At 73.3% G+C, this 21,425-nt stretch carries 22 protein-coding genes; 16 read left to right on the top strand and 6 right to left on the bottom strand.

Features of this window, described 5'->3' with window-relative positions; all coding sequences use genetic code 11:
* Window positions 1–63 precede the first annotated feature (63 nt).
* Together MUB56_RS16430 and MUB56_RS16425 are read left to right on the top strand one after the other, a co-directional pair.
* Window positions 64–714, top strand: coding sequence for a DUF308 domain-containing protein (locus MUB56_RS16430; RefSeq protein WP_244928090.1), 651 nt, complete (start codon window positions 64–66; stop codon window positions 712–714).
* Window positions 715–724: 10 nt separating this feature from the next.
* Window positions 725–1,240 carry a potassium channel family protein gene (locus MUB56_RS16425; protein WP_244928089.1) on the top strand — a complete coding sequence of 172 codons (516 nt, stop codon included), beginning with the start codon at window positions 725–727 and terminating at the stop codon, window positions 1,238–1,240.
* On the opposite strand, the gene MUB56_RS16420 is transcribed toward MUB56_RS16425, so the two are convergent.
* Window positions 1,237–1,599 carry a DUF1622 domain-containing protein gene (locus tag MUB56_RS16420; protein ID WP_244928088.1) on the bottom strand — a complete coding sequence of 121 codons (363 nt, stop codon included), beginning with the start codon at window positions 1,597–1,599 and terminating at the stop codon, window positions 1,237–1,239. The two genes, MUB56_RS16425 and MUB56_RS16420, sit on opposite strands and share 4 nt — an antisense overlap.
* Before the next feature lie 78 nt (window positions 1,600–1,677).
* Window positions 1,678–3,018, bottom strand: a complete 1,341-nt coding sequence (locus tag MUB56_RS16415) for a hypothetical protein (RefSeq protein WP_244928087.1) — start codon at window positions 3,016–3,018, stop codon at window positions 1,678–1,680.
* Window positions 3,019–3,234: 216 nt separating this feature from the next.
* Here MUB56_RS16415 and MUB56_RS16410 point away from each other — a divergent pair, with 216 nt between their 5' ends.
* From MUB56_RS16410 to MUB56_RS16400, 3 genes are read left to right on the top strand one after another with little or no spacing between them, the layout of a single operon-like run.
* The gene (locus MUB56_RS16410) at window positions 3,235–3,474 is read left to right on the top strand and encodes a hypothetical protein (RefSeq protein WP_244928086.1); all 240 of its coding nucleotides are present in this window, start codon (window positions 3,235–3,237) and stop codon (window positions 3,472–3,474) included.
* Window positions 3,471–3,716 carry a hypothetical protein gene (locus tag MUB56_RS16405; RefSeq protein ID WP_244928085.1) on the top strand — a complete coding sequence of 82 codons (246 nt, stop codon included), beginning with the start codon at window positions 3,471–3,473 and terminating at the stop codon, window positions 3,714–3,716. The genes MUB56_RS16410 and MUB56_RS16405 overlap by 4 nt, the downstream gene beginning before the upstream one ends.
* A gap of 51 nt (window positions 3,717–3,767) precedes the next feature.
* Window positions 3,768–5,195, top strand: coding sequence for a LuxR family transcriptional regulator (locus MUB56_RS16400; protein ID WP_244928084.1), 1,428 nt, complete (start codon window positions 3,768–3,770; stop codon window positions 5,193–5,195).
* Here the strand turns inward: MUB56_RS16400 and MUB56_RS16395 are convergent, their stop codons facing one another.
* The 4 genes from MUB56_RS16395 to MUB56_RS16380 form a co-directional block, all read right to left on the bottom strand.
* Complete coding sequence (locus MUB56_RS16395; protein ID WP_244928083.1) at window positions 5,196–5,645, bottom strand: hypothetical protein; 450 nt, start codon at window positions 5,643–5,645, stop codon at window positions 5,196–5,198. It lies immediately after the preceding gene.
* Window positions 5,646–5,687: 42 nt separating this feature from the next.
* Entirely contained in the window at window positions 5,688–6,242 is a 555-nt protein-coding gene (locus tag MUB56_RS16390) for an LURP-one-related family protein (RefSeq protein WP_244928082.1), read from the bottom strand.
* Between the two features lie 105 nt (window positions 6,243–6,347).
* Entirely contained in the window at window positions 6,348–7,469 is a 1,122-nt protein-coding gene (locus MUB56_RS16385) for a class II histone deacetylase (RefSeq protein ID WP_244928081.1), read from the bottom strand.
* The gene (locus MUB56_RS16380) at window positions 7,466–8,506 is read right to left on the bottom strand and encodes an AbrB family transcriptional regulator (protein ID WP_244928080.1); all 1,041 of its coding nucleotides are present in this window, start codon (window positions 8,504–8,506) and stop codon (window positions 7,466–7,468) included. The genes MUB56_RS16385 and MUB56_RS16380 overlap by 4 nt, the downstream gene beginning before the upstream one ends.
* A 176-nt stretch (window positions 8,507–8,682) precedes the next feature.
* Between MUB56_RS16380 and MUB56_RS16375 the strand changes: the two genes are divergently transcribed.
* The 11 genes from MUB56_RS16375 to MUB56_RS16325 are packed head-to-tail and all read left to right on the top strand — an operon-like array spanning window position 8,683 to window position 21,162.
* The gene (locus MUB56_RS16375) at window positions 8,683–9,546 is read left to right on the top strand and encodes a carbon-nitrogen hydrolase family protein (RefSeq protein WP_244928079.1); all 864 of its coding nucleotides are present in this window, start codon (window positions 8,683–8,685) and stop codon (window positions 9,544–9,546) included.
* A complete protein-coding gene (locus MUB56_RS16370; protein ID WP_244928078.1) occupies window positions 9,543–10,889 on the top strand; it encodes an amidohydrolase in 1,347 nt (448 codons plus the stop codon). The genes MUB56_RS16375 and MUB56_RS16370 overlap by 4 nt, the downstream gene beginning before the upstream one ends.
* Entirely contained in the window at window positions 10,889–11,815 is a 927-nt protein-coding gene (locus MUB56_RS16365) for a winged helix-turn-helix domain-containing protein (protein ID WP_244928077.1), read from the top strand. Before MUB56_RS16370 ends, MUB56_RS16365 begins: the two co-directional genes overlap by 1 nt.
* Window positions 11,812–12,789, top strand: coding sequence for a hypothetical protein (locus MUB56_RS16360; RefSeq protein ID WP_244928076.1), 978 nt, complete (start codon window positions 11,812–11,814; stop codon window positions 12,787–12,789). Before MUB56_RS16365 ends, MUB56_RS16360 begins: the two co-directional genes overlap by 4 nt.
* Window positions 12,790–12,805: 16 nt before the next feature.
* Window positions 12,806–14,230, top strand: coding sequence for a 4-hydroxyphenylacetate 3-hydroxylase N-terminal domain-containing protein (locus MUB56_RS16355; RefSeq protein ID WP_244928075.1), 1,425 nt, complete (start codon window positions 12,806–12,808; stop codon window positions 14,228–14,230).
* Window positions 14,227–15,387, top strand: coding sequence for an amidase family protein (locus MUB56_RS16350; RefSeq protein WP_244928074.1), 1,161 nt, complete (start codon window positions 14,227–14,229; stop codon window positions 15,385–15,387). The genes MUB56_RS16355 and MUB56_RS16350 overlap by 4 nt, the downstream gene beginning before the upstream one ends.
* Window positions 15,384–16,259: a hypothetical protein gene (locus MUB56_RS16345; protein WP_244928073.1), complete on the top strand. Its 876-nt coding sequence runs from the start codon at window positions 15,384–15,386 to the stop codon at window positions 16,257–16,259. The genes MUB56_RS16350 and MUB56_RS16345 overlap by 4 nt, the downstream gene beginning before the upstream one ends.
* A complete protein-coding gene (locus tag MUB56_RS16340) occupies window positions 16,256–17,482 on the top strand; it encodes an amidase (RefSeq protein WP_244928072.1) in 1,227 nt (408 codons plus the stop codon). Before MUB56_RS16345 ends, MUB56_RS16340 begins: the two co-directional genes overlap by 4 nt.
* Window positions 17,479–18,885: an NAD(P)/FAD-dependent oxidoreductase gene (locus MUB56_RS16335; RefSeq protein WP_244928071.1), complete on the top strand. Its 1,407-nt coding sequence runs from the start codon at window positions 17,479–17,481 to the stop codon at window positions 18,883–18,885. The genes MUB56_RS16340 and MUB56_RS16335 overlap by 4 nt, the downstream gene beginning before the upstream one ends.
* Window positions 18,886–18,889: 4 nt before the next feature.
* Window positions 18,890–19,753: a hypothetical protein gene (locus tag MUB56_RS16330; RefSeq protein ID WP_244928070.1), complete on the top strand. Its 864-nt coding sequence runs from the start codon at window positions 18,890–18,892 to the stop codon at window positions 19,751–19,753.
* Window positions 19,750–21,162, top strand: a complete 1,413-nt coding sequence (locus MUB56_RS16325; RefSeq protein ID WP_244928069.1) for an amidohydrolase family protein — start codon at window positions 19,750–19,752, stop codon at window positions 21,160–21,162. The genes MUB56_RS16330 and MUB56_RS16325 overlap by 4 nt, the downstream gene beginning before the upstream one ends.
* Window positions 21,163–21,425: the final 263 nt, after the last annotated feature.

Here is a 21,425-nt window from a genome sequence, read left to right as displayed (position 1 = left end):
TGACCCGATCGACCGGAGGGCACGATGACCGCAACCCCGTCGCCACGCCTCCGGGAGGCCGCCATGTCACAGTCCCCGCTCGACGTCGCGTCATCGCAGGCCCAGGCGGCGTCCCCGGACGAGACCCGGTCGCTCCCGTACGGCGCGGTGCCGCCGGGCCTGAACCGGCTCGCGGACCACTGGGGCCTGGTGCTGGCCTACGGCGTCATGACGCTCGGCATCGGAGTCGTCCTGGCCGCCTGGCCGGACGAGACACTCAAGGTCTGCGCGGTCCTGGTCGGCATCCAGTTCCTCGTCTCGGGCGTCGTACGGATCGTCGCCGCGGTCGGGACCAGCTCGCTCGACGGCGGCATCCGAGCGCTCATGGGGCTGTCCGGTGCCCTCGCCCTCATCGTCGGCCTGCTGTGTCTGCGGGACCCGCTGCAGACAGTCGTGGCCATCGGCATCCTCCTGGGCGCCTGGTGGCTGGTCTCGGGGGTCATCGACATCATCGGCGCGCTCGTCTCGCCGGTCCCGGGCCGGCGCGGCTGGGACCTCACCACCGGCCTCCTCAGCGTCCTCGCCGGCGGGTTCCTGCTCATCTACCCGGAGCTGTCGCTCGGAGTGTTCGTCCTCGTCGCCTGCCTCTGGCTGTTCGCGATCGGCCTGCTGGCCGTCGTCGCCGCGTTCACGCTCCGCTCGGCCCGTGGACGGCATCCGGCGTCAGCGGGATAGGACCCGGGCCGTGGGGTTGGCACGCTGGCTGCGGCTGCTGGGCATCCTCGGGTTCATCCTGGCCCTGTACTTCCTGGTGCCGGTGAACACGGAACCGCCGACCCAGGTCGTCGTCCGGGGTCTTCTCGGGGTGCTGCTGCTCGTCGCTCTCGCCGCCGGGCTGCGGGCTCAGCTCCGGCTGGCCGCTCTCGACGGGGACCGCCGCATCGACGGACTGGTCGCGGCCATCGTCACCGTCCTGGTCGCGTTCGCGTTCGCGTTCTACGCCCTCCAGGTCCACCAGCCCGACCAGGTCGAGGGCCTGCACACGAGGGTCGACGGCCTGTACTTCTCGGCCTCCACGATGCTCACGATCGGGTACGGCGACGTGCACGCCGTCGGGCAGGCGGCTCGCATCGTGGTGCTCGTCCAGATGGTCTTCGACGTCGTCTTCGTCGCCACCGCCGCGTCCCTGCTCGCCTCGAAGGTCCGACGCGCGGCCGCTCGGCACGCGGCCGCGGCCGGGCCGGACTGGCCGCCGAGCTAGGTGGACTCGCTCTGCTCGACGGCCTTGCGCCGCCAGGGTGGGACGCCCTCCAGCTCGATCGCGAGGGAGAAGCTGAGGAAGGTGCGCACCAGGACGATGAGGCCGAGGGCGACGGCACTCTCGAGCGTGGGCTCGATGGTGATGGTCAGCACGATGTCGGCGATGATCAGGAACTCCAGGCCGAGCAGGATCGCGCGACCGACCCCCTGTCGCGCCCGCTGGTAGGCCACCGATCCGCCGGACCGGCGCCAGGCCACGGCGGCAGAGGCCAGCGCGACCAGCGAGCCGACGACGAGGACGAGCACTCCCCCGGCCTCGAAGCCCTGGACGACCCACTCCATCGCTTCGTCGAAGTGCATCCGACTACCGCCCGCTCGAGACCCGCGTGGCGCAGGCAGCCCGGAGGACGAGCCTGACGCCGACCACTCGTGCGGTCCTCATCCCGGGGGGATGACCTTCTCGTCGCCCAGGGACGGAGCCTTCTCGCCCGAGGCGAGGAACTCCAACACGACGAGGACCACGACGATGACGACGATGAGCGTCAGCGCGTCTGCGCCGGTGGGGTGGCTCAGGGACAGGTAGACCAGGGCGCCGAGCCCGACGACGACGGACCGCGTGAACGCGCGGTACGTCGACAGGAAGGTGCCGACCGGCCCGGTGTCCATCCCCGCCCGGGTGGCGCGTCGACGGATGCGGCCCAGGACGGCCGAGGCGCCGCCTCGGCAGGCCGCACCTGCGCCGGACGGCGCGAACCAGAACGCCGCAGCCGCGATGGCGAGGGCGACGAAGCCGACGGCACGCAGCGCGGTGCGGATGAAGCGGACCAGCTCGTCGTAGATGACAGCCGCCGCGTCGGAGGGGATCGCCGAGGCCGGCACGGCGTCGAGGTAGGCCGGCCGAACGAGGTTGAGCGTGAGGCCGAGCAGGATCATCGAACCGGCGATGCACAGGCCCGCGGCGAGCAGGGCCCGGCGACGGCTGCGAGCGATCAGCACCGCACCGAAGACCAGGAGCAGGGTCAGGACCGGCAGCACTCGAGCGATGGTGTCGAGCCACGAGAACCACTTCTGGGCGGTCCCGATGTTCTTGGCCTCGAAGATGGTGAAGGTCGCGGTGACCTCGGGGATGCGGTTGGCGAAGGCGAAACCCTCGTCGAGGAGCCGTTGCTTCACGGCGGCGACCAGGCTGGCGATGCTCACTCGGACCGCACCGTCCTCGACACTCACCGTCCCGTCCACCTCTCCGGTCAGGACGGCCACCAGCTGGGCGTGGGCCTGGCGGTTGGCCTCCACCCAGGCGTCCTCGAAGATCTCCGAGCTGACGACCGCGTCGATGCGGTCGCCGATGAAGCTCTCGATCGCCGAGCTCAGCGGAACGGCGAGCGACGGCAGGAGGTCCCCGGCGCGCTCGGGCACGAAGGGCTGGCCGGCGAGTGCGGTGAGCACCTCCGTGGTGACCTCGTCGACGGCGATGTAGGCGAAGATCTCCTCGGAGATCCGGGTCGCGATCGCGCTCTGCACGGCCGGGTCCGAGGCGAGCGGTGCCACGGTCTCGACGTACCGGTCGGTGTCCCCGATCTGGTCGTGCGCCCAGGTCGCGACGACGGTGATGGGCGCCAGCACCGACGCCAGCACCAGCATCACCGTGACCAGCGAGGTGCGGACGAGACCCCCGGTCCTCGAGCCCGACGGCCGCTCCGTGCCGGCCCCGCCGGCCTGCTGCTGCTCGAGCTCTCGGACCCGCGCTCGTAGCGACTCCACGTCCTCTGCCGGTGGCATGGGTTCCTCCCTGGTCGAGTCCACGGGGTGTCGGGCGCTCGCAGACCGGGCGACCCGCACCCTGCACGCTGCCGGGGCGGAGCACGGTCCGCGTCCTTCGGTGGGGATGATCTGTCCCGGCTCGGCGTCGCGACGTTCATGCGCGCCGGATGACGACGATCGCGGGCGAGCGAGGTGGGATGGCCACGGTCCGGGTGAGCGCCGAAGGGACGTCTGATGGCCGTTACGACGTACGAGATCCTGGTCACGGGAACGGTGTCGCGTGAGCTCATCCGAGGGTTCGGGAACGTGACCGCGACGCCCCAGGAGTCACGGACCGTGCTGCGTGGCCGGTTCGCGGATCAGGCTGCGCTGCAGGGCCTGCTGCGCCGCCTGGTGGCGCTGAACCTGGACCTGGTGGAGCTCCGGGCCGTGCCCGAGACCGAGCCCTGGCAAGACGGCGGCGGATCGCCATGACCGGCGTCGAGCGGAGTCCTGGTCGCACCTACGAGATGACGGTGGCCGGCCGGATGGGCCCCGTGCTGCGTGCGGCGTTCGCCGACCACCGCGTTCGCGAGCTCCCGGCCTGCACCGTGCTCGTCGTGCGCGACGACGCGGACCAGCGTCTCGGTGAGATCGTCGAGCTCCTGGCGCGCGCCGACCTGCTGGTCCGGGAGGTCCGCCGCATCGACCCGCCGCCGCAGCCTGGTAACCCGTAGCGGGTGATGACGCGCGCGGGCGTCTGCGCCAGGGTCGCGAACATGGCGACGATGGCGCAGGAGCCAGACCCGGGCCGCGACAGTCCCCTGCTCCGGGCCCGCTGTGCGGTGCCCGCCGCTCCGCGGTGCTACGTCGAACGGCCACGCCTCGACGAGGCGCTGGAGGCCGGCACCGGGCGAGGTCTGACCCTGGTCTCGGCCCCGGCGGGCAGCGGGAAGACGGTCGCGGTGGCCGCCTGGGCGACCGGTCGGCTCGCTCGACAGGTGCCGGGCGAGCGGATCGGCTGGGTCACGTTCGAGGCGGGCGACGACCGGCCGGCGATCTTCTGGCCCCTCGTCGTGGACTGCCTGCGTCGATGCGGTCTCCGGGTCCCGGGGGGACCCCCTGGATCCGGGCGCACCAGCCGCACGCTCCTCGCGCGCATCGGCACGGCCCTCGCCGAGCTGGACGGCCCGCTGACGCTCGTGCTGGACGGCTACGAGGTCGCGGATCGGCAGCTCGCCGAGGGACTGGAGTTCCTGCTCGCCCACAGTGGCGAGCACCTCCGACTGGTCATCGTGAGTCGCACGGACCCGATCCTCCCGGTGCACCGGTGGCGCCTGTCGGGCGACCTGGCCGAGGTCCGCCTCGCGGACCTGGCGTGGAACCAGCAGGAGACCGAACGACTGCTCCAGCAGGCGGGGGTCGTGCTGAGGCCGGAGACCATCCGGGCGCTGGTCGACCGCGTCGGGGGGTGGACCGCCGGGCTGCGGTTCGTGGCGACGACGCTCGCCCAGTCCCAGGACCCCGACGCCGAGGCCGACCGGATCACCGGTGCCACCGGCAACATCGCGGAGTACCTCATCAACGAGATCCTGATGGCCCAGCCGGTCGATGCCCGCGACGTACTCCTCCGCACCAGCGTGGTCGAGCTCCTCCAACCGGGTCTGATCGAGGAGCTCGGCGGTCGTGCGGCGTCGCGGACGCTCGCCGTACTGGCGCACGCGAACGTGCTGGTCGAGGAGGTCGCGACCAAACCGGGCTGGTACCGCTACCACGCCCTCTTCCGGGAGCTGCTCTGTGCCGAGCTGGCCTACGCGTCGCCGGCTCGCCTCGCCGGCCTGCAGCGCAGGGCGGTGCGGTGGTACGCCGCGCACGGCGTCGTCGCCGAGCTGCCGGTGGGGGCGGGGCCCACCGCCGCCGTACGCACCCGCGCGGCGTGCCGCGGTGCCGCCCAGGAGGCGGGCCGACCGGCGCGCGCTCCGGAGCTGGTCGGGCCCGGGCTCACCGGGGTCGTCCTCGAGCCGCTGACCACCAGGGAACGCGAGGTGCTCGGGCACCTCTCGGAGCTGCTGACCACCGAGGAGATCGCGGCGACGATGTTCGTGTCCGTCAACACGGTCCGCACCCACGTCCGCCACATCCTGAGGAAGCTCGCGGTCACCCGCCGGAACGAGGCGGTACGCCGGGCGCGCGCCCTCGAGCTCCTCGGCGCCTGATCAGCGTCGCGCCTTGATGTCGGCGCCGTGCACGGTCAGCGCCATGATCACGACGATCCCCAGCGCGATCATGGTCAACGACCAGAAGGGGTAGGCCGCGAGGAACGCAACGTTGATCAGCACGCTGACGACGGCCACGATCACCCCGACGACCCGTGCCCACATCTGGCCGGCGAGGACCCCGAAGCCCGCGAGGATGACCAGCGCCCCGCCGATCAGATGGGTCCAGCCCCAGGCGGTGAAGTCGACGTTGACCGCGAGCCCGTTCGAGGTGACGAGGAAGTACTCGTCCTTGACGAGCGCGACGATGCCCTGGAAGACGTGCAGGCCCCCGAGCAGGATCATCATGACGCCGGCGAAGGCGATCCATCCGACCCAGCCGGAGGTGCCGGGGTCGGGCTCTCGCGCGATCGCGGACTGTGAATGGCGGTGCTGGTCAGCAGCGGTCATCGTCGCTCTCCTTGACGCTTGTCGGTCGTGTGTCGTTCGTGCTCACTTGCTCGGATGTGCCATCGCGTCCACCGCGACGGTCACGGCGAGGACGAGTACGGCGTCCACGCCCGGGGCGACCTGGACGCCGTACGTGTCGCGCGCCCGGAACCACTTCTTCGAGACCTCGGCGATCTTGGTGTCGTCTTCCTCGATCTCGTACTCGTGGTCGGCGATGCTGCCCTGCACCGACCAGTCGGGCCCGGCGGGCCGGTCGACCTTCCAGCGCTCCCGCAGCGGGGAGATCAGCGCCTTGTGCACCAGGGCGAGCCGCTCGCCCGCCGGATCCTCGATGGCCATCGAGTCGCGCAGGTGCAGGACCCGGGTCTGGATCCGGCACAGGACGGCCCCGCTCGGGTCCTCCAGGTCCAGGGTGTCGCGCAGCCTGAGGGCCTTGCCGTTCACCCGGAACTGCCGCGCGCCCGCGTCGTCCTCGATCCAGAAGTCGTCCCCCACGGAGACCAGCTTCTGGCGCAACTGGAAGCGGGTGGCCGCGCCGTGACGACCGAAGTTCTCGCGCTCGTCCCGCCGCCGCTGGCCCCTGTCGCGCAGCCCCATCGCGTCTCCCACTCGAACTCGGCACTCGATTCGCCCGTACTCGGACGTGACCGATGCTGGTCCGACCGGGGAGTCGGCGCGTCATCCGCGGCAGACGATTTCGGCTCAGCCCGCCGGCACCCCGACCACCTGCGCGACGGCCCGGGCGACGGCGGCCGCCTGGTGCGGGAGCAGACCCTGGCCGTACCCCTCGAGCGCGGCGAGGTACGGGTCCACCACCGGGGTGCGGACGCCGCTGAGCTCCTCGACGATCGCGAGCCCGCAGAACGGCACGATCCACGGGTTGTAGCCGCCCTCGTGGGCCAGCACCAGCCGGCCGCCGCAGAGCTCCTCGGCGACCTGGCGGGCGTGCCGGGCCAACATCCGGAAGCCCTCGGAGCTCAGCAGCTGCCGGGCCATCGGGTCACCGCCGTTGCCGTCCAGGCCGGAGGCGACGAGCAGCAGGTCGGGTCGGAAGCGGGCCAGCGCCGGCCGCACGACCTCGGTCATCGCGTGCTCGTAGGCGCCGGATCCGGACCCGGGCGGCAGCGGCACGTTGAGGTTGGCGCCGAGACCGGCGCCCTCCCCGACGTACGACACCGGGCCCGAACCGGTCGGGTACGCGCCGTCCTGGTGCAGCGAGATCGTCAGCACGCTCGGGTCGGCCGCGAAGATCGACTCGGTGCCGCTGCCGTGGTGGACATCCCAGTCGAGGATCGCCACCCTCGCCAGGCCGCGCGAGCGAGCGTGCCGGGCCGCGATCGCGACATTGTTGAACAGGCAGAAGCCCCAGCCCGTCTCGGCGGAGGCGTGGTGGCCCGGCGGCCGGACCAGCGCGTAGGCGTTGTCGACCTCGCCGTCGAGGACGGCGTCCACGGCCGCGACCACGCCGCCGGCCGCCAGCAGCGCGATGTCGTACGACGCAGCGCCGAACGGGCTCGCCCCGTCACCGGCATCACCGCGACCGCTCGCGGCGGCGGCCTGGATCCGGCGCCGCAGCTCCGGGGTGTGCACCGCCTCCACCTGCGCCTCGGTGGCCGGCCGCGGCCGCACCTGGTGCAGCTGCTCGAGCAGGCCGGAGACGGTGAGCAGGTTGAGGAGGCGGCGCTTGGAGGGCGGCGACTCGACGTGGTCCATCGGCTCGATCCACGGGCTCAGGCTCGCGGGCAGCGGCCCCGCCCCGGTGCCGGTGTCGTGCCACAGGTAGCGCTCGTCGAACACCCAGCCGGTCCGGCGGCTCGCGCTCACTCGAATCTCCTCAGGTAGGCGGCCACGAAGGGCGCGCTGCCGAGCACGATGAGGAGCCGGAGCACCTGGGTGGCGGCCACGAAGGTGACGTCGCCGCCGGTGGCGGCGGACATGCCGAGCACGGCGTAGATGCCGCCGGGGTTGGTCGCCAGGTAGGCGTCGAGCGGCTCGGCGTCGGTCAGCGCGACCAGCAGCCAGCCGAGGCCGGCGCAGGAGACCAGGGTGGTCACGATGGTGAGGAGCGCGGTGGGCAGCATCCGGCCGATCTGGCGGAGGCTGGCGACGGTGAACTTCAGGCCGACCTGGATCCCGATGACGGCGTACCCGACGGCAGCGACCACCCACGGCACCTGGGCGTCGCCGAAGGCGGGCACCAGGGTGAGCAGCGCGGCGGCGGCGAGCGGGCCGAGGATCGCCGGCGTCGGGAAGCGCAGCAGCCGCCCGCCGACCAGCCCGACGACGATCGCGAGCAGCGCGAAGGCCAGGTCGGTGGGCAGCGAGTGAGCGGCGACGTCGAGCGGGTCGGCGTCCTCGCGGGCGTCGAAGACCAGGGTCGCGACCAGCGGCATCGTGACGAGTACGACGAGCAGCCGGAGGTACTGCAGGCTCGCGACGACCCGGGAGTCGGCACCGAGCTCGTCGGAGACGGCGGTCAGGCCGGCCGCCCCGCCGGCGATGGAGGCGAACGTCGCGGTCACCCGCGAGACGCCGTGCCGCATCAGCAGCTGCCCGGCCAGCACGGAGACGACCAGCGAGAAGCAGGACACCAGCGCGACGACGAGCCAGCTGACGCCGAGCGAGCGCAGGCTGCCCCAGTCGACGGACGCGCCGACGAGCACGCCGACGACCGCCTGGCCGGTGGTGAACCATCGGTCCGGCAGCCGCAGCGGCACGGTCGGCCGGGTCACGGCGTACACGAGCGCCCCGACCAGGCCGCCGAAGAGCAGCGGCGTGGGCAGGTGGGCAAGGGTGAAGGCCACCGACACGCCCGCGGCCAGCGCGAGCAGCAGCAGCCAGGGGCGCAGGGACCTCGGCACGGGCACACCGTAGACCCGTCCCGACGGGTCGGACGGACGATGCGGGCCACGTCACACGAGTCTCTGCTGTCCCCCTGTCCCCGCTCATGTAACACAGTCGAGAAGATGTCGGGAGGGCCGTAAACAGCCAGTTACGGGGCCGTTCTGCGCCTTCCGGCGTCCCTACGCTCCCGGCCATGACCCGCTCCTCCTTCACCCTCGCGATGGCCCAGCCCCGCCGCATCCCGGGCGACGACGGCAGCCCCAACATCCAGCACGCGGTGGCGCTCGTGGAGCAGGCCGCAGCAGCAGGCGCGGACCTGATCTGCTTCCCCGAGTTCAGCCCCGGGCCGGTCGACCTCACGATCCCGTCGTACGACGCGGGGCCGGCACTCACGGCCGCCGCGAAGGCCGGTGACCTGAACGTCGTCTGGTCGCGCAACGAGATCTGCGAGGACGGACTCAACCGGCTCGTGGTCTACGTGACCGGCCGCGACGGCGCCACCCTGCTGCGCTACGAGCGCACCCACCCGGCCACCATCCCCGCCGAGCAGACCAGCGGCGTGCTGACCTCGCCGGGCCAGGTGTTCGGCAACGTCGAGATCGACGGGGTGCCGTTCGGCATCGTCGTCTGCTCGGAGATGTGGACCCCGGAGGTCGCCCGGATCGTCGCGCTGCGCGGCGCCGAGGTCATCCTCTCCCCGGCCGGCGGCGGGTTCACCAACCTGACCCGCAACTGGCAGGTCATCAACCAGGCCCGGGCGATCGAGAACCTCTGCTACGTCGGCCTCACCAACAACCTGTGGGGCGAGGAGCAGGGCGCCGCGATGATCACCGGCCCCGAGCACGTGCTGGCCCAGGCCGGCCGGCGCGAGCTGGTCGTCGCCACCCTCGACCTGGAGCGGGTCCGCTGGCTGCGCGACCACGACGACTCGATCACCGAGCCGAAGCCCTTCGACTCCGTCCCCGGCCTGCTGCGCGCTCGCCGACCGGAGCTGTACGCCGACCTGGTCGCGCCCCGGCCGGACGCGTTCGACTACGCGAGCGGCCGGCCCGCATGACGGTGCTCATCCGGGGTGCGTGGGTGCTCGCACCCGAGCCGATCGCCGACGGCGGGGTCGTCCTGGACGGCGACCGGATCACGGCCGTCGGGACGTACGACGAGCTGGTCGCCGCGCACCCGGACGCCGAGGTGCACGGGTCGGCGTACGACATCGTCTCCCCCGGCTTCGTCAACACCCACGGTCACTTCTCCGAGGGGCTGATCACCGGCATCGCCAGCGACTACACCCTGTGGGAGTGGATCTGCGCCCTGATCAACCCGGTCAGCCCGCACCTGGACCGGCGCTCGGCGTACCTCGGCACCATGCTCAGCGGCATCCAGATGCTGCGCAGCGGCGTCACGACCGCCAACGACATGTTCGTCTGCCACCCGGGCGCCGACGCCCCACCGGTGACCCCCGGGGTCGTCGACGCGCTCGAGGAGCTCGGCCTGCGCGGCGTGCTCTCCTTCGGCGCGGGCGACCGCGGCGGCCGTCCGATCCAGCGCCAGATCGAGGAGCACGACGCGCTGCGGGAGGCGGTGGGCGGCAGCCGGCTGCAGACCTTCCGGGTCGGCATCGGCGCGCTCGGCGGCCAGAGCGACGAGCTGTTCGCCCGCTCGATCGAGTACGCCGCCGGCGGCGGGCACGGTGTGCACATCCACGTGCAGGAGATCCGCGAGGAGGTCACCGCGACCTTCGAGCGGACCGGTCGCACGGTGGTCGGGCACTGCGCGCACGAGGGGCTGTTCGCGGCCCCGACCCTGGCCGCGCACTGCGTGTGGATGGACCGCGCCGACCGACAGCTGATGGCCGAGCACCGGGTCGGCGTCGCCCACAACCCGGTCGCCAACATGATCCTGGCCAGCGGCGTCGCGCCGGTCGCCGAGCTGCGGCAGCTCGGCGTCGACGTCGGGATCGGCGTCGACGGGGCGGCCTCCAACGACTCCCAGGACTTCCTGCAGGCCATGAAGTCCGCGGCCCTGCTGGCCCGGGTGCACCACCAGCAGGCGACGGCGATGAGCGCCTTCGAGGCCTGGGAGATGGCGACCGTCGGCGGGGCCCGTGCGCTGCGGATGGAGGACTCCATCGGCAGCCTCGAGGTGGGCAAGAAGGCCGACGTCGTCGTCCTCGACGGCACCGGCCCGACGCTGGCCAACGTCCACGACCCGTACCAGGCGGTGGTGTTCGTGGCCGGGACGCGCGAGGTCAAGGAGGTCTGGGTCGACGGCCGGGCCAGCGTCCTGGACTTCGAGGTGACGCAGGTCGACCCGGCCGAGCTGGCCGCGCAGTCGCGGCCGGTCGCCGCCGAGCTGGTCACCAGGGCCGGTCTCCCCCACCTGTCGCGACTGGCGAGCAGCTGATGGAGGTCGCACCGGGCGTCGACGAGATCTACCGCAGGCTGCTGGACCGGGTGCTCACCGGCTTCTACCCGGTCGGGTCCCGGCTGCCGTCGTGCCGCGCGCTCGCCACCGAGCTCGGCTCCAACTCCTCGACCGTCGACCGGGCGATCGGCCGGCTGGCCAGCGGCGGCCGGGTCCGCACCGTCCCGCGGCGCGGCACCTTCGTGCTGCCGCCCGACTCGGCGACCGTCGACCCGCGCGACGTGGTGTCCGCGGAGCTCGACGAGATGCTGCTCCGGGCCCGCCGGCTCGGGTTCTCGGCCGCCGACCTGACCTCGATGGTCGAGGTCGCCCTGCACCGGGTCGACTCGATGCGGCGGATCGCGGTCGTGGAGTGCAACGAGCGGGACCTGCGGCACGTGCAGGACCTGGTGCAGCGGGCCAGCGGCGTCGAGGTGCAGCCGGTGCTGCTCGCCGACGCCCGGGGCCGACTGCTCGACGAGGAGTTCGACGCGGTCGCCGTACCCATCTTCCACCTCAACGACATCGACGGGCTGGTCCGCGACCTCGACCAGGTCATCGAGCTCAACCTGGTCGCCTCGCCCTCGGCCCTGCGGCGCCTGATCGACGTCCGGGACCGCGAGAGGATCGTCGTGGTCGCCCCGAGCCGCCGCGGCGTGCAGTGGATGACCGCGATCGTGGGCCAGTACTACCCGGGGGTCATCGAGGGCATCGAGTTCGACCCGGACGCCCCGCCCGACCTGGACGGCGACCCTCGTCTCGACGATGCGGCCGTGGTCGTCGTCAACAACGCCGTTCCGCTCCCCGCCGGGCTCGAGGAGCGCGTCGGCCAGGTCATCGCCATCGAGTGGGAGCTCGACGGCCGCTTCAGCACCGCTCTCCGCTCCCGCGTCGAGAGCGTCATCAGCAGCAGAGGAGAGGCATGAGGATCACGATCGGGCTGTCCGACTCCGCCCGCACCCGCCCACTGGCCGCCGGCCGGGTCATCGTCGAGGGGGTGAGCGCCGAGGTCGCCCTGAGCGGGGTGCAGGCGCTGTTCAACCAGCAGACCGTCGAGCACACCTACGACGTGTGCGAGTTCCCGGTGGCGACGTACCTGCGCAGCCTCGAGGACCCGGCTCGGCCGTACCTGGCGGTGCCGGTGTTCCCATCGCGCCACTTCCGGCTCTCGTGCGTCTTCGTCGGCGAGCACAGCGGGGCCAAGGTCCCGGCCGACCTGGCGGGCCGCCGGATCGGCATCCCGGTCTTCGACATGGCCGCCGCCGTCTGGCTGCGCGGGATGCTGCACGACCACTTCGGGCTCGACCGGTTCGCACCGACGTACGTCACCGGCGGGCTGGAGGAGGCCCGGGCCGGCGACGAGCACCCGCAGCACTACCCGCCGGGCTTCACCGTCGAGCGGCGTACCGACGCGAGCCTGGCCGAGCTGCTCGCGGCCGGCGAGATCGACGCGCTGATGACCGCCCGGGCGCCGTCGACCTGGCCCGGCGACGGCGTACGACGGCTCTTCGAGGACCCGCGCCCCGTCGAGGTGGAGTACTTCGAGCAGACCGGGATCTTTCCGGCCATGCACGTGCTGGCGATCAAGCGACCGCTCGCCGAGGCTCACCCCGAGCTGCCGATGGCGCTCTACCGGGCCTTCACCGAGTCCCAGCGGCTGGCTCGCGCCGACCTGTTCGACTCCACCGCGCTCGACACGGTGCTGCCCTGGCAGCTCGAGGAGCTCCTGGAGACCGAGCGCCGCCTCGGCCCCGACTTGTGGGCCTCGGGAGTCGCCGCCAACCGGCGGATGCTCGACCAGCTCGTCGCCTACTCGCTCGCCGACGGGCTGATCAGCACCCCGTTCACCGTCGAGGACCTGTTCGCCGGCCCCGGCGACGCCGCGATCCTCACCACCTGAGCAGCAGGAGAAGAACATGCGTACCGGATCCGACTACCGCACCTCTCTCGACGACGGCCGCGCGGTCCACGTCGACGGGGAGCTGGTCGCCAACGTCGCCGAGCACCCCGCGTTCGCCGGCGTCGTCGACACCATGGCCGGGGTGTACGACGCCGCCTGCGTGCCGGGCTCGCCGCTCGTCGACCCCGAGACCGGACGGCTCGCGATCTTCACCATGCCGCGCACCCGGGAGCAGCACGAGCGGCGCAAGGTCGCCCTCGACGAGTGGTCCCGGCTGACCCACGGCTTCATCGGACGCGGCCCCGACCACGTCTCCGGGCTGCTCGCCGGCTTCGCGTCGCGGCCCGAGCTCTTCGACACCGCGACCCACCGCCTCGGCAAGCACGTCGTCGGCTACCACGACTCCGCGGCCGCGGCGGGGCTGTGGATCACGAACTCGATCGTGCCGCCGCAGCAGAACCCGCACGACCCGACCAGCCGGGTCACCCCGGTGCGGCTGGTCGAGGAGACCGAGGAGGGCATCGTCGTCGACGGCGCCCAGATGCTCGGCACCGGCGCCGCCGTGGCCGACGCGATCTTCGTGACCAGCGTCCGACCGCTCGCCCCGCACGAGTCCGAGCGCGCGCTGTCGTTCGTCGTACCGATCGCGACGTCGGGCCTGCGGCTGCTGTGCCGCCGTCCCTACGCCACTGCCGGCTCGTCGTTCGACTACCCGCTCTCGGCGCGCTACGACGAGACCGACGCGATGGTCGTCTTCGACCGGGTGCTGGTGCCGTGGTCGAGCGTCTTCGCCGCCGGCGACGTCGGCGTGATCAACAGTCAGTTCTTCGGCACCGCCGCCCACCAGATCGGCAACCTGCAGTCGATCGTGCGACTCACCGCGAAGCTGCGCTTCGTCACCGGCGTCGCCAGCCTGGTCGTCAAGGCCAACGGCCGCGAATCCGACCTCGCCATCAAGGGCCAGCTCGCCGAGATCGCCACCATCCAGACCGTGTCCGAGGCGCTGACCGAGGCCGCGCACGCCCGCGCCGAGGTCGACGAGTACGGCCTGTGGCGCCCGGCCGGCAAGTACCTCTACGCCGCGCTCGGCATGCAGACCGAGGTCTACCCGCGCGCGGTCAGGCTGCTCGGCGAGCTCGCCGGCGGCGGGGTCATCCAGGTGCCGGCTTCGCTGGCCGATCTCGACGATCCGGTCCAGGCCGCGGCGATGGAGGTCGTGATGGGCTCCGACCTCCTTCCGGTGCGCGAGCGGGTCAAGCTGTTCAAGCTGGCCTGGGACGTCGTCGGCTCGGAGTTCGCCGGCCGGCACGTGCAGTACGAGCGCTTCTACTCCGGCTCCGCCGCGGTCGTGCGCGGGCAGGCCCACCGGTTCTACCCGTTCGACGAGGTCGAGGAGCTCGTCGGCGGCTTCCTGGCGTCGTACGACGGGGCCGGCGCGTGAGCACCGCCCTTGCCCCCGACGGCGCGCTGACCCTCGCGCCCACGGGCTCGGGTGCCCTGGACGGACTGCGGGTGGTCGTCAAGGACCTGTTCGACGTGGCCGACCGGGTGACCGCGGCCGGCAACCCGACGCTCGCGGCCGGGCCGCCGGCGGACGCCCACGCCGCGGCGGTGGCGACCGTGCTCGCCGCCGGGGCCAGCGTGGTCGGCAAGACCGCGACCGACGAGCTGGCGATGGGGATGTTCGGCGTCAACAGCCACTTCGGTACGCCGGCCAACCCGGCCGCCCCGGACCGGGTGCCCGGCGGGTCGTCGAGCGGCTCCGCGAGCGCGGTCGCCGCGGGCGAGGCCGACCTCGGGATCGGCACCGACACCGGCGGCTCGATCCGGGTGCCGGCGGCCTTCTGCGGGCTGGTCGGGCTGCGGCCGACGCACGGCCGGATCGACGTGGCCGGGATCCGGCCGATGGCGCCCGGCTTCGACACGGTCGGGCTGCTGGGACGCACGGTCGACCCGGTCGCGGCCGCGTTCGCCGTGCTGGCCGACGTACCCGCCTCCCTGCGCATGGTCGGGCACCTGGTGCTGCTCACCGACCTGCTCGAGCGCGCCGACCCCGGCGCGGCCGCCGCGACCCGCGCCGCCGCCGAGCGGTGGGCGGGCCTGCTCGGGCTCGAGCTGGTCGAGGCGCCACTCGTGACCGACCCGCTCCCCACCGAGCTGACCAGCGTCTTCTGGCCGCTGATGAGCCGCCAGCTGTGGGAGAGCAACGGCGCCTGGGTGACCGGTGCGCGCCCGGTGCTCGGCGAGGGGATCGAGGACCGGATCCGCGCCGCCGCCGACATCACCGACGAGCAGGTCGCCGCCGCCGAGACGCTGCGCGCCGACCTGCGGGCCCGGCTCGGCGTACTCCTGCACGACGCGGTGGCGGTGCTGCCCACCGCGATCGCCCCTGCCCCGCGCCGCGACCTCCCGCACGCCGAGCTGTTGGCCTACCGCGATCGCAACCTGGCCTTCGTCGTCCCGGCCTCGCTGACCGGGTCGCCCCAGCTCAGCCTGCCGACCGGCACCGTCGACGGCGCCCCCGTCGGCACCTCGCTGCTCGGCCTGCCCGACGACGACGAGCTGCTGCTCTCCCTGGCCGCGGAGGTGGCGCCGTGAGCGAGCGCACCGCCCCCGCCCGGTTCGCGCTGTCCGCCGACGGCCCCCGGCTGGCCCCGCTCGACGGCGCGTCGGTGCTGGTCAACGTGGTGGTCAACCTCGAGCACTGGACCCTCGACCGGCCGATGCCCCGGGCCGCGCTGCCCGCGCCGGGCGGGCTGAGCGTGGTGCCCGACGTCGCCAACCACTCCTGGGTGCTCTACGGCCTGCGCGCCGGGCTGCCGCGGCTCGCCGACGCGCTCGCGCCGCTGGCCGACGCGGTGACGGTCGCCCTCAACGCCGACGTGATCGACCGCTACCCGCAGGTGGTCGACCTCGTCGACCGCTGCGGCTGGGAGGTGGTCGCCCACGGGGTGCGCCAGCAGTCGATCCAGTCGTACGACGACGAGGAGCTGGTCGTCGCCGCGGCGCTGGAGCGGATCGCCGACCGGTTCGGACCGGCCCGCGGCTGGCTCTCCCCCGGCATGAACCAGACCGACCACTCCCTCGGCGTCATGCGGCGGGCCGGGCTGGAGTTCAACCACGACTGGATGATCGACGACCGGCCGGTGTGGCTCTCCACGGAGGCGGGTCCGATCCTGGGGCTGCCGTACACGCTCACGCTGAACGACGTCACGACCTACCAGGTCGGCCTCCAGGCCGACGGCGCGCTGGCCGACCGCACGCTGCGGACCCTGGATCGGCACGTCGTCGAGGCGACGCGGAACCCGGTCGTGATGCCGATCGGGCTGCACCCGCACATCATGGGCGTCGCCCACCGGGTCGGCGAGATCGAGCGGATCGTCGAGGCGATCACGACCACCCGCGGCGTCCGCGCGGTGACCTCGTCGGCCATCCACGACTGGTACGTCGAGCAGGTGCCGGCGCCGTGAGCCTGCGCCCCTGGACCGCCGCCGAGCCGGCCGGCTACCTCGCCGAGACCGAGCGGCTGCTCGCGACCGTCGAGCCGCGGCTGCGCGCCTTCACGCACGTCACCGCCGACCGAAGCCACGGTGGCGGGCCGCTCGCCGGCATGCCGGTCGCGGTCAAGGAGATCATCGACGTCGCCGGGATGCCCGTCACCTGCGGCTCGACGACCCTGGCCGGCCGGGTGCCGTCCACCGATGCCACCGCGGTCGCCCGGCTAAGCGCGGCCGGGGCGGTGGTCGTCGGCATCACCACCAGCACGCCGTTCGCCTGCGGGACCACGACGGTGACCGACCACCCGACCCGGCCCGGCCACACCCCCGGCGGCAGCTCGGCCGGCTCCGCCGCCGCGGTCGGGGCGGGGATCGTCCCGGTGGCGCTGGCCAGCCAGTCGCAGGCCTCGACGATCCGGCCGGCGTCGTACTGCGGCGCCTGGGGCTTCAAGCCCAGCCACGGTGCCCTCCCCCGCGACGGCATGCACCTGCTCTCCGAGACCCTCGACGACCTCGGGGTCGTCGCTGCCTCCCTCGACGACCTCGAGGCGGTGTTCACCACCCTGATCGAGCCGGTCGGCCCGCAGCACGTCCCCCCCACTTCGCTGCGGGTCGGCCGGCTCCTCCTCGACGACGGCGGACTGCCGCGTCCGGAGACCAGAGCCGCGCTGGACGCGCTCGTCGCGCTGGTCGCGCCTCTGGCGGGCGTCGAGGTCGTCGACGGCACCCCCGACCTGCGGTCGGTCGACGCGGCGCTGCAGGGCTCGGGCCAGAGCTGCTTCGACATCTTCGCCGGCGAGAGCGCACCCACCCTGGCCGGGCACGTCGCCGCCGGCGAGCGCGACCCGCGGCTGCGCGAGCTGGTCGAGCACGCCGAGACGATCGGGCCCGAGGGCCTGGCCCGCGCGCTCGCGCACCGCGCCGAGCTGCGGACGGCCTGGGCCACGCTCGCGTCGTCGTACGACGTGCTGCTGACGCTGGCCACCACCAACCCGGCCCCCGAGGGCCACGCCTCGACCGGCTGCAGGCGTCTGCCGGCGACCGCCTCGCTGCTCGGCGTACCCGCCCTGACCGCGCCCTGGCTGGAGGTCGACGGCCTCCCCCAGGGGGTGCAGCTGATCGGTTTCGAGGGCCGCGACGACGCACTGCTGGCCGCCGCCCGGCGGCTGGACGACCTTCTGGAGGAAGCCCGATGACCCCGCTGGAGACGCTCGAGGAGCAGGTGCGCCGCGACCTGGAGCTGACCGCCTACCCACGCCCGGCCTGGGTGCCGCCGCGCACCCGCGGCGGCGAGCCGGTGCTCGACGTGCTGGTCGTCGGGGCCGGCCAGGGCGGGCTGACCCTCGCCTTCGCGCTGCGGCGCCGGGCGATCACCAACGTGCTGCTGCTCGACGAGTCCGAGCCCGGCCGCGAGGGCCCGTGGACGACGTACGCCGCCATGCACACGCTGCGCACCCCCAAGACGCTGACCGGCCCCGACCAGGGGCTGCCGTCGCTGACCCCGGAGACGTGGTACCGCGCCGCCCACGGCGACGCGGCCTGGGAGGAGCTGACCTTCCTGCCCAAGGAGCACTGGCAGGACTACCTCGCGTGGTTCCGCCGGGTCACGGAGGCGCGGGTGCGCAACGGGGTGCGCGTGGGGTCGATCCGCGACGCCGGCGACGGCGTGCTGGAGGTCGGCACCAGCGAGGGCACCCGGCTCGCGCGCCGGGTCGTGCTGGCCACCGGCCTGGCCGGCAACGGCGCCTGGTCGGCACCGGCGATCGTCCGCGATGCGCTGCCCGAGTCGCGCTACGTCACCACCGGCGCCCCCGTCGACTTCAGTCGGTACGCCGGCCAGCGGGTCGGCGTGCTCGGTGGCGGCGCCTCGGCCTTCGACTACGCCGCGACCGCGCTGGAGCACGGGGCGGCGAGCGTCGACCTGTTCTACCGGCGGCCCGAGGTGCCGCGGGTCAACCTGTTCCGCTGGATGGAGTTCTACGCGTTCGGCGCGCACTTCCCCGACCTGCCCGACGAGGACAAGTGGCGCTACAGCGTGCACTTCGGCCGGGTGAACCAGCCGCCGCCGCAGCAGAGCTGGTATCGCTGCAGCGGCTGGGAGAACTTCGCCCACCACACGGCCGCGGACTGGAAGTCGGTCGCTCTCGTCGGTGACGACGTCGTGGTCGCGTCCGGCGCCGGGGAGTTCCGCTTCGACCAGGTCGTGTGCGCGACCGGGCCGACCATCGACCTCGCCGCGCGGCCCGAGCTGCGCGACCTGGCCCCGCACGTCGCGACCTGGGGCGACCGGTTCGTCCCACCCGCCGGCTGGGAGGACGCGGGCACGGCGTCGTACCCCTATCTGGCGGGCGACTTCGCGTTCACCGAGAAGACTCCGGACACGGCCCCGTGGGTCGGCCGGGTGCACGACTTCACCTACGGCGCGCGGGTGTCGATGGGCCTGAACGGCAACATGAACTCCGGCCTCGGCGCGGGCGGGCACCGGCTCGCGGACGCGCTGTCGCGCTCGCTGTTCCTGGAGGACCGCGAGCACTTCCTGGCCTCCTACCAGGAGTACGACGTCCCGGAGCTGACCGACCTGGGCCGGCCTCGTGAATGACGCCGTGTCTGCTCGGGACCTGGTGGGTTACGGCCGCTCGCGGCCGGATCCGCAGTGGCCCGGCGGCGCCCGGACCGCGGTCTCGATCGTGGTCAACCTGGAGGAGGGCGCCGAGCAGGGCGAGTGGCCGCTGACCGACGCGGGGGCGGCGGGCGCCGACGTACCCGGGCACGACCTCGGGGCGGAGTCGATGATGGCCTACGGCAGCCGGGTGGGCTTCTGGCGCGTGCTCCGGCTGCTCTCGGAGCGCGGGCTGCCGGCGACGGCGTCGGCCTGTGCGCTGGCGCTGGCGGCCAACCCGCTGCTGGCCCCCGCGGCTCGCGAGGCCGGCTGGGACCTGATGGGCCACGGGCTGGGCTTCGACAAGCACTACCTGATGACCGAGGACGAGGAGCGGGCGTCGATCGCCGCTGCGGTGTCGTCGTTGACGGCATCGTGGGGCGCGCCGCCCTCGGGGTGGTACTGCCGCTACGCGCCGTCGGCCAACACGCGCCGGCTGCTGGTCGAGCACGGCGGGTTCGGCTACGACTCCGACGCCTACGACGACGAGCTGCCGTACTGGACCCGCGTCGGCGAACGGCCGCACCTGGTCGTACCGCACACGTTCAGCAACAACGACAACAAGTACGCCAAGGGCTGGTGGTCGACCTCGGAGGACGCCTTCACCTACCTGCGCGACGCCTTCGACGTGCTGCACGCCGAGGGCGGCGCGATGCTGGCCGTCTCGGTGCACCCGCGGCTGAGCGGCCATCCGGCCCGGGCGGCCGGGCTGGCCCGGTTCCTCGACCACCTGCTCGCGGCGCCCGACGTGTGGGTGACCACCCGGTCGGCGATCGCCCGGCACTGGGCGGAGGTGAACCCGGCGTGATCCTGTCGGGAGGTGTGGTGCTGACCGGACCCGGGTGGGTGCCGCGCCTGCTCGACGTCCGGGTGGTCGACGGGGTGATCGCCGAGGTCGGTCCGGCGCTGGTCGGCTCCGAGGTCGTCGACGTCTCGGGTCGGCTCGTCGTACCGGGCCTGGTGAACGCGCACACCCACTCCCACACGCTGCCCGCGCGCGGGCTCGCGCGGTCGTGGACGCTGGAGGACTCGCTGCTCAACGGCGCCTGGATGAGCGCGGCGCGGAGCGAGGAGCTGGCCGAGCTGTGCGCGCTGCTCGCGGCGACCGAGATGATCGCCTCCGGCGCGACCGGTGCCTTCGATCTGGTCGCGCAGGCCGGTGGCCCGGACCCGGCCGGGCTGGCCGCGGTGGTGCGGGGATATTCGCGTGCCGGTCTGCGGGCCGTCGTCGCGCCGATGGTGGCCGACCGGACGGTGCACTCCGCCGTCCCGGCGATCGGCGCGTGCTGCGGAGTGCCCGATGTCGGCCTGCCCGCCTCGTCGATCGTGGCGCGCTGCGCGGACTTCGTGTCGGCGCCGTACGACGGGCTCGTGACGCCGGCCGTCGCACCGACGATCCTGGCCCACTGCAGTCCGCCGCTCGTGGCCGGACTGCTCGATCTCGCGTCGTCGTACGGGCTGCGGGTGCACACGCACCTGGCCGAGTCGCGGCCGCAGGCACTCGCGGGCGCCGAGCGCTTCGGGCGCTCGATCACCTCGGAGCTCGCGGCCGTCGGGGCGCTCTCCCCCGCTCTGACCGCGGCTCACGCCATCTGGCTCTCATCGTCGGACCGCGCACTCCTGGGGACCGCCGGTTCGGTGGTCGTGACCGTGCCCGGCAGCAACCTGCGCCTCGGGTCGGGCACCGCCGACACCCGCGCCCTTCTCGACGCCGGGGTCACCCTGGCCATCGGCACCGACGGCGCGAACTCCGCCGACGCCCTCGACGTCCTCGACGCCGCCCGGCTCACCGCCCTGGTCGGCCGCTCCGGCACCTCGCCCTCCTCGTCCTGGCTGACCGTCGAGGAGGTCCTGGACGCCGCCACCGTCGGCGGGGCCACCGCCTGCGGGTGGTCGTCGGTCGGGCGGATCGCGCCGGGGTACGCCGCCGACCTGGCCCTGCTCGACCTGGACTCACGCGCCTTCCTGCCCGCCAACGACCTGGCCAACCAGCTGCTCACCGCCGCCCGCGCCGCCGACGTCACGGACGTCCTGGTCGCTGGCCGCTGGGTCTACCGCGACCGGAGCTTCCCCGGGTTCTCGCTGGCGCCTCTCTACGCGCGTTTCCGGGAGCTGTGCGCTGAACTGCATGCCGCGACGGCCGACGCGCGCGCTGCCGCCGCGCGGGAGTCGGCGCTCGCCGCCCCCGCGATCGCGGAGCTCCGGGCGCGCGCGTGAGCGCACTCCGGTCGCTGGGTGGGAGACGTCCGGCATCGACGCACTCTCCGGTTGAGGTCGGGCGTCGTAGTAGCACAGGCATCCCGCCCAGAAGGCAGCGGCTGGTCGTCGTACTCGGACCTACATATGTCGCCTTCGCGGCACCGTGCTGAGCGCGAGGGCCCGGTTTCCGACGGCACTTATGTACGTCCGAGTACGGACCGTCCGGAGGTGTGGGACGAGCCCATTCCCCCGCGAGTCGGCGCAGCTGGAAGGGCGCTCAC

This window comes from Nocardioides sp. W7 (assembly GCF_022919075.1).
Classification (GTDB): domain Bacteria; phylum Actinomycetota; class Actinomycetes; order Propionibacteriales; family Nocardioidaceae; genus Nocardioides.
The sequence above is the reverse complement of the archived record's forward strand: the minus strand, read 5'-3'. Positions and strand labels throughout refer to the sequence as shown.